5 protein-coding genes are annotated in these 6,322 nt (G+C 71.5%); all 5 read right to left on the minus strand.

The window, feature by feature from the left end:
• Positions 1–59: 59 nt before the first annotated feature.
• From ABZW17_RS39900 to ABZW17_RS39920, 5 genes are read right to left on the minus strand one after another with little or no spacing between them, the layout of a single operon-like run.
• Complete coding sequence (locus tag ABZW17_RS39900) at positions 60–1,685, minus strand: CocE/NonD family hydrolase (RefSeq protein ID WP_354826067.1); 1,626 nt, start codon at positions 1,683–1,685, stop codon at positions 60–62.
• A 50-nt stretch (positions 1,686–1,735) separates the two neighbouring features.
• The gene (gene aspA / locus ABZW17_RS39905) at positions 1,736–3,127 is read right to left on the minus strand and encodes an aspartate ammonia-lyase (protein WP_354826069.1); all 1,392 of its coding nucleotides are present in this window, start codon (positions 3,125–3,127) and stop codon (positions 1,736–1,738) included.
• Complete coding sequence (locus tag ABZW17_RS39910; RefSeq protein ID WP_354826073.1) at positions 3,124–4,041, minus strand: asparaginase; 918 nt, start codon at positions 4,039–4,041, stop codon at positions 3,124–3,126. The genes aspA and ABZW17_RS39910 overlap by 4 nt, the downstream gene beginning before the upstream one ends.
• Positions 4,038–5,459 carry an amino acid permease gene (locus tag ABZW17_RS39915; RefSeq protein ID WP_354826075.1) on the minus strand — a complete coding sequence of 474 codons (1,422 nt, stop codon included), beginning with the start codon at positions 5,457–5,459 and terminating at the stop codon, positions 4,038–4,040. The genes ABZW17_RS39910 and ABZW17_RS39915 overlap by 4 nt, the downstream gene beginning before the upstream one ends.
• On the minus strand, positions 5,456–6,103 hold the full coding sequence (locus ABZW17_RS39920; protein WP_354826087.1) for a FadR/GntR family transcriptional regulator: 648 nt from the start codon (positions 6,101–6,103) through the stop codon (positions 5,456–5,458). Before ABZW17_RS39920 ends, ABZW17_RS39915 begins: the two co-directional genes overlap by 4 nt.
• Between the last annotated feature and the right edge of the window lie 219 nt (positions 6,104–6,322).

The following is a 6,322-nucleotide window of genomic DNA, read 5'->3' on the forward strand; positions in this document are numbered from 1 at the left end:
CCGTGCCTGCCCTCGCCGCCGCTGGGCGCTGTTCCGCGGGCGGTGGTGGTTGCGGCTCGTCAGCTGCTGAACACCGGCAGCGTGATCCGCGACGGCCGGCCCGCGTCGTGGAAGACCTCGAAGCGGTTGGCCTTCCCGTCCACCGCCTCCGTGACCGGCTCGCCCGTGCCGTGGTTGCGGGCGAACCGCGGGAACGCCCCGCCGGCCACCTGGACGCGCAGCCGGTGGCCGCGGCGGAAGCGGTAGGCCGTCGGGTCGAGGGTCACCTCCGCCGTCACCACGTCGTCCGCGTCCGCGGCCGGGAAACCCGGGCGCAGCCGCAGGATCCCGTCGGTCACGTTGCGGGACACGCCACCGGAGTCGACGTCGCAGAGCCGGACGTAGACGTCCGCGTGGCCGAGCTCGGTGCGGACGTGCACGGTCGCCGTCACCTCGCCGATGACGTCGAGGTCCGACGGCAGCGGCTCGCCGGTGAACACCAGCACGTCCGGCCGGGCCTCGACCTCCTGGTTGTCGCGCTGCTTCCACTCGCCGGTCAGCAGCGGGCCGCCGACCGCCGGGGTCGGGTCGGCCGGGTCGTAGGTGAACGTCGTCGGCCGCGCCTCCGCCGTGACCGATTCGCCGAGCCCGCCGATCGGCCGCAGGTGCGCGTCGGTCGCCGTCGACGGCGGCGGCCAGGACTCGAAGTCCAGCCACGTCCCCGCGCCCTGCAGGAACAGCCGGACCGGCGCCCGCTGCAGGTACGTCCGGTCGCCGAGCAGGTGCGCGCGCAGGAAGCCGAGCTGGTCGCGGATCATCGGGCCCATGCTCGCGGGCTCGCCGTGCGCCCACGGCCCGATCGTGATCCGCGGCGCCTTCCCCGCCTCGGCGAGGATCCGGAAGTCGCGCAGCTGCCCGCGGACGAACAGGTCGTACCACCCGGTGACCATCGAAACCGGCACGTCGAGCTGCGCGACTTCGGCGCTGTGGTCGGACATCGACCAGTAGCCGTCGCCGGGGACGAAGTGGGCGGTGACGTCCTGGAGGAACGTCACCGGCTTCCCGATCGCGGCCACGTCGGCGCCGCTGATCGGCAGGTGGGCCATCGCGCGGCGGGTCCGGCGCGTCTGCAGCGGGTTCGGCAGCGAGGCGAACCGCTCCTCCTGCCGGCCGATCATCGCCGACCACGACACCATGTTGTCCGCCGCGAGCACGCCGCCCGGGTAGAACGTCGAGACGAATTCCGACGCCGTCACGCCGAGGCACATCGCGGCCAGCGGCGGGTCGAGGTAGGGCCCGACCGCCCACTGCGTGTGCCCGAGGTAGCTGGCGCCCGCCATGCCGATGCTCCCGTCGCACCACGGCTGGGCGCGCAGCCACCCGGCGGTCGCGACGCCGTCCTCGCGTTCGAGGTGGAACGGCCGGAACTCGCCGCCGGAGCCGAACGAGCCGCGGGTGCTCTGGATGACCGTCTGCAGCCCGTGCCGCGCGAACGTGTCGCCGAACAGCTTCGAGAGGATGCCCTTGCGCCCGTACGGCGTGCGGATCAGCACCACCGGCGCCGACGTCGTCCCGGCCGGGGCGTACCGGTCGGCGAGCAGCGTGACGCCGTCGGGCATCGGGACGGCGAGGTCGCGCGTCACGACCGGCTGGGGGCCTTCGGCGCGGGGGAGTCCGAGGAACTTGTCGACAAGTCGGTCCAGCACGGGCGCCCGCCTTCCGAAGTGGAGTCGATCCTTCCGGATCCGACCGTACCTCAGTTCGCTCGGGCGAGCGTTTCCGGACGAAGGAGCTTCGCCAGCTCCTCGGCCGGGATCAGGCCCTTCTCGACGACGAGTTCGGCGACCCCGCGCCCGGTCGCGAGGGCCTCCTTCGCGATCTCCGTCGCGGCCGCGTACCCGATGCTCGGGTTGAGCGCCGTCACCAGCCCGATCGAGTTCTCGACGTAGGAACGCATGACGTCGACGTTCGCCGTGATCCCGGAAACGCACTTCGAAGCCAGCGTCCGGCAGGCCGCGCCCAGGTGCGTGATGCTCTCCGACAGCGAGTGCAGGATGATCGGCTCGAACGCGTTGAGCTGCAGCTGCCCGGCCTCGGCGGCCATCGTCACGGTGACGTCGTTGCCGATCACCTCGAACGCGACCTGGTTCACCACCTCGGGGATCACCGGGTTGATCTTGCCCGGCATGATCGACGACCCGGCCTGCACCGGCGGCAGGTTGATCTCGTTCAGCCCGGCGCGCGGGCCCGAGGACAGCAGCCGCAGGTCGTTGCAGCTCTTCGACAGCTTGACCGCGATCCGCTTGAGTACACCCGAAAGGTGGACGAACGCGCCGCAGTCCTGCGTCGCCTCGACCAGGTCCGCGGCGGTGACGACGGGCAGCCCGGTGATCTCGCGCAGGTGCCGGCACGCGGCTTCGGCGTAGCCCGGCGCGGCGTTGAGGCCGGTGCCGATCGCGGTCGCGCCGAGGTTGATCTCGTGCAGCAGGGTGACGGCCTCGTTCAGCCGCAACCGGTCTTCGCCGAGCATCACCGCGTACGTGCCGAACTCCTGGCCGAGCGTCATCGGCACGGCGTCCTGCAGCTGCGTGCGGCCCATCTTCAGCACGTCGTGGAACTCGACGGCCTTGGCCGCGAACGCCTTCTCCAGCACGACCATCGCTTCGGACAGCTGCCGCACCGCGATGATCGTCGCCACGTTGACCGCGGTCGGGTAGGCGTCGTTCGTCGACTGCCCGAGGTTGACGTGCTCGTTCGGGTGCACGACGTGGTAGTCGCCCTTGGCGTGCCCGAGCAGCTCGAGCGCGCGGTTCGCGATCACCTCGTTGGCGTTCATGTTGGTCGAGGTCCCGGCACCGCCCTGGATGACGTCGACGACGAACTCGCCGTGCAGCGCGCCTTCGCGGATCTCGCGGCAGGCCGCGCAGATCGCGTCCGCGATGTCGGGGGAGAGCAGGCCCAGCTCGGCGTTGGCGCGCGCGGCCGCTTCCTTCACCGAGGCCAGCGCCTCGACCAGGTGCGGGTAGGCGGCGAGCGTCGTGCCGGTGATCGGGAAGTTCTCGCGGGCGCGGGCGGTGTGCACGCCCCAGTACGCGTCGGCGGGGACGTCCTTGTCGCCCAGCAGGTCGTGTTCGCGACGGGTGGTCATACGGTGCTCCCCACAGACAGGTTCCCGGTGAAACGCAGGTTTTCCGGCCCGGGCGGGACGTCGGCCCCGCACAGCCCGAGCAGGGCGGCCAGCACCGGGTACCGCGCCCGGTCGCCGCCGTCGGCGATCTTGAACGCGATCGCCGTGCCGTCCGGCAGGGCGGCGACCTGGACGGCCTCGAAACCGTCCTTGGCGATCAGGCCGGGCACCGCGCGCATCACGGCGGTGACGTCCCGGCGGTGGCCGCCGACCAGCTCGGGGTGCCGCCGGATGCCGTCGGCGACCAGGCCCTCCGGCGTGCCGGGGGCGGCCGTGGCGATCTTCGACACGGCCGTCGCGAGCCCGCGCAACGTCGTCGCGAAGAGCGGCGCGCCACAGCCGTCGACGGCCAGGCGGGCGATGCCGCGCCCGGTGAGGTCCTCGACGGTGGCGGCGATCGCGCGCTGCAGCGGGTGGGCCGGGTCGAGGTAGTCCTCGGTGGCCCAGCCGTTGAGCGTGCAGGTCGCGAGCATCGCCGCGTGCTTGCCGGAGCAGTTGTGCGCGAGCCGGGTGGGGGCCCGGCCCTCGGCGATCCAGCGGTCCCGCTCGACGGGGTCGAACGGGAAGTCCGCCGGGTTGCCGAGCAGTTCGGGGGAATTCCCGCCGAGCACGTCGAGCGCGGCGTCCAGGTGCATCGCCTCACCGGAGTGGCTGGCCGCGGCGATGGCGAACCCGGCGGGGGACAGGCGCAGCCCGAGCCGCGCCATCGCCGTGGCCTGCAGCGGCTTCGCCGTCGACCGCGGGTACATCGGGGTGTCGACATCGCCGGCGGCGAACCGCGTCGAGCCGTCCGGGGCGAGCACCACGGCCGAACCGTGGTGGACGCCCTCGACCAGGCCGTCGCGGACCAGCTCGACGAGGGGTTCGTGGCTCACATGCCCTCCTCGTCGAACGCGCGCATGTCGATCCGCTTGCGGACGCTGAACCAGCCCACGACCAGGGCGAGGGCGATGGCGGGCAACGCCAGCAGGGTGATCCGGCCGGTCTCGTCGAAGCCCATCAGCACGACGACCGCGGCGAGGAACACCAGCGTGGCGATCTCGGTGTAGGGCGAGAACGGCAGCCGGAACGACGGCCGCTCGACGCCGTCGCGCCTGGTCCGCCGCACGAACAGCAGGTGGCAGAGCACGATGATGGCCCAGGTGGCGAGGATGCCGATCGCGGCGAAGTTCAGCACGATGTCGAAGGCCTCCTTCGGCACCAGGTAGTTGAGCCCGACGCCGAGCACGCAGACGGCCGCGGTGAGCAGGATCCCGCCGTAGGGCACGTGGTTGCGGTTCATCACGCCGGTGAACTTCGGCGCCGAGCCCGCCATCGCCATCGACCGCAGGATCCGGCCGGTCGAGTACAGGCCGGAGTTCAGGCTGGACAGCGCCGCGGTGAGCACGACCAGGTTCATCACGCTGTCCGCCGCGGGCACGCCCAGGTGCGAGAGCACGGTGACGAACGGGCTCTGGTCCTTTGTGTAGGAGCTCCACGGCAGCAGCATCGCCAGCAGCACGACCGAGCCGACGTAGAAGACGAGGATGCGCCACATGATGGAGTTGATCGCCTTCGGCATGATCTTCTCCGGGTGCTCGGTCTCGCCCGCGGCGACGCCGACCAGCTCGACCGAGGCGTAGGCGAACACCACGCCCTGCACGATCAGCACCATCGGCAGCAGGCCGCCGGGGAAGATCCCGCCGTGGTCGGCGATCAGCTGCGGGCCGCCCGCGACGCCGTCGACCGGCGTCTGCGTCACCAGCAGGAAGATGCCGATCACCATGAACAGCACCAGCGCGGCGACCTTGACGATGGCGAACCAGAACTCCATCTCGCCGAACAGCTTCACCGAGACGAGGTTGAGCGTCAGGACCACGGCGAGCGCGACCAGCGCGAGCACCCACTGCGGGACCGGCGTGAAGAACGACCAGAAGTGCGCGTACAGCGCGATGGCCGTGATGTCGGCGATGCCGGTGGTCGACCAGTTGAGGAAGTGCATCCAGCCGGCGACGTACGCGCCCTTCTCGCCCATGAACTCGCGGGCGTAGGAGACGAAGGCGCCGCTGGAGGGCCGGTACAGGATGAGCTCGCCGAGCGCGCGGACCACGAAGAAGGCGAAGAGCCCGCAGACGGCGTAGACGATGGCCAGCGCGGGCCCGGCCTGGGCGAGCCGGCCGCCGGCGCCCAGGAACAGCCCGGTGCCGATCGCGCCGCCGATGGCGATCATGTTCACGTGCCGGGGCTTGAGGGCCTTGCGGTAGCCGGCGTCGCCCGCGTCGGCGGTCGTGGCCGTGAGGGTCTGTTCGGTCACTGTTCCCCGTTCACGATGCTGGTCAGGGTGGCTTCGACGTGGGTCAGGTGCGCCGTCATGGCGGCGATCGCCCGCGCTTCGGAGCCGCTTTCGATCGCGGTGACGATCTCCCGGTGCTCGATGTTCGACTGCCGGCGCCGGTCGCCGAGCTGGTTGAGGAAGGCCGACTGGCGGGCGAGCGCGTCCCGGATCTCCTCGATCACCTTCCCGAACACGGGGTTGCCCGAGGCCTGGGCGATGGTGATGTGGAAGAGCGAGTCGAGGGCGACCCAGGCGGTGTTGTCGGTCTCGGCGTCCATCCGGTCGAGCAGGTGGGCGAGCAGGTCGAGGTCGTCCTGGCTGCGGCGCACGGCCGCGTACCCGGCGACGGGGATCTCGACGTGCTGCCGCACTTCGATGAGGTCGCGGGCCGAGTAGGGCCCGAAGGTCGGGTTGTCGGCCGGGCCGGTCGCGGTGACGAAGGTGCCCTTGCCGGTCTTCGACTCGGTCATGCCGAGCGCCTGCAGGCCGCGCAGCGCCTCCCGGACGACCGACCGGCTGACCTCGAACTCCCTGCTCAGGGTGGTTTCGGAGGGGAGCTTGCCGCCGACGGCGTACTCGCCGCGTTCGATCGAGGAGCGCAGGTGGGCCAGCACGGCTTCCATGGCACTCACCCGGCGAGGACCACCTTGTCCGGCTGTCTGGCTGTCAGACAGGTTCATGGCGGGAATGCTCGGCGCCGCCGCCCCCGCTGTCAACGCGAGCCTCGGGGTCTGTGGCTCACCTCACGCCCCGGCTGTGGGGTGGTGGGTATGGGGGCGGTAGTAGGCGTAAACCAAAAAAAACGCGGGGGTGTCGCCCCCGCCGCGCCGCGGCGGCGCCGC

The organism is Amycolatopsis sp. NPDC004625 (genome assembly GCF_040609695.1).
Taxonomy (GTDB): domain Bacteria; phylum Actinomycetota; class Actinomycetes; order Mycobacteriales; family Pseudonocardiaceae; genus Amycolatopsis.